This window comes from Streptomyces tropicalis (assembly GCF_029269835.1).
Taxonomy (GTDB): Bacteria; Actinomycetota; Actinomycetes; order Streptomycetales; family Streptomycetaceae; genus Streptomyces; species Streptomyces tropicalis.
This window is the reverse complement of record NZ_JARJBB010000089.1, coordinates 1-1,387: the sequence shown is the minus strand read 5'-3', so window position 1 is coordinate 1,387 and position 1,387 is coordinate 1. Positions and strand designations below refer to the sequence as shown.

1 pseudogene is annotated in these 1,387 nt (G+C 72.8%); it reads left to right on the top strand.

Going from position 1 to position 1,387, the window contains the following annotated elements:
• Positions 1 to 1,387: pseudogene (locus P3H78_RS33125) on the top strand (toprim domain-containing protein); the annotation flags it as partial.

Sequence of the window (1,387 nt, the reverse complement as noted above, 5' to 3'; positions counted from 1 at the left end):
CCCCGAAGGGTACTTCGCGAACGACTCCCATGTCCGCAGCCGCCAGTCCGCCGCCGAGGCGACGTCCGTGCCCACCGCGGCGACCTCACCCGAAGACGCAGGAGCCGCCCCGCCCCGACCCGGGCAGTGGCCCGCCGGCACCCGCGCCAGCGGCCCCGTCACCCCGACCGCCCCTGCCGACGAACCTGCCCCCGAGCAGCAGCCGTTGGCGTTCAGCATGATCCTGCCCTCCCCGGTCGAGGGACGGCCAGAGGTCGAGTACACCGACCGCACCACCGCGGCGTACGCCCTGCACGCGGCCGTGTACGAACGCCTCGGTCAGCACACCACCGAGGACCCCGAGCCCGACCGGCTGCCCCAGCCGCTGAAGCTGGGCACCGTCTACGGCGTCGACCTGAGCACCTCAGGAGACGACCAGACCAGCGACGACCCCACCGTCGTGGTGTGGCTCGGAACGAGCCGGTCCGACTCCCTGCGCATGTCCTACAGCCGGTTCGTCGACATGACCGGCCCTGAACTGCTCGCCGCTATCGAGTGGCGCGCCACCCAGGCCGCCGGACTCCTCGGCACGCCCTTGAGCCAGCCCTGGCGGGACGCGGTGCGCAGCATCCTGCCGGCCGCGTTCCCGGCCCAGCCCACTCCTGCCGAGCTCGCCGACCTCCTCGACACGATCGCCCAGGGCCCCGACGGCAGCGAGGAGCGCACCAGGCGCCGCGCCGAACAGGCCCTTGCGGCGTACACGGCCGGACACCCGGACCTTGCCCTGGACGTCCTAGCGGCCGACGATCACATCTGGGTCCTGCGCAACGACGGCTCCTGGACTCAGGAAGAGGCCACCCAGCAGACCTGGGAGGCCCTCGACAACGGGTTCGGCCGGGAGGCAGCCGAGCTCGCCGACATCACCCGCGCCGCCGCCGAGGTCCCGCCCGCCGACGACACGCCGATGGCGGCCGATCTCACCGTCGCCCACCACAGTGCGCACGAAGCCCTCGCCGCACTGCGCCCGTACTCCATCGGCCTGCCCGGCACCATCTACGAGAAGATCACCGATCTGGTGGCCCAGATGGACGCCGGCGAGCCCGCGCTGCGCCGGCTGCACGGCCCCGGCGGCGAGCAGCTGATGAACCGGGCCAAGAGGTGCGTCGTCCGCATCCTCGAGGGGCTGGCCAGCGTCGCCTCCAAGATCCGGCTCACGGGCCTGGGCAACCGCCTGGAACGCACCGTGGCGCGGCTTCGAGGCCAGGACCCGGACGTGCAGACCCTCCCGCGCGCGGTGCGTACCGACCGGCGCATGCAGGACCTCGCCCACATCGAGCGCGATCTCGAACGCCGCATGGCGTCCCCCACCACCACGCTCGCCGAGCGCGGTGAACTCCAGGAACAGTGG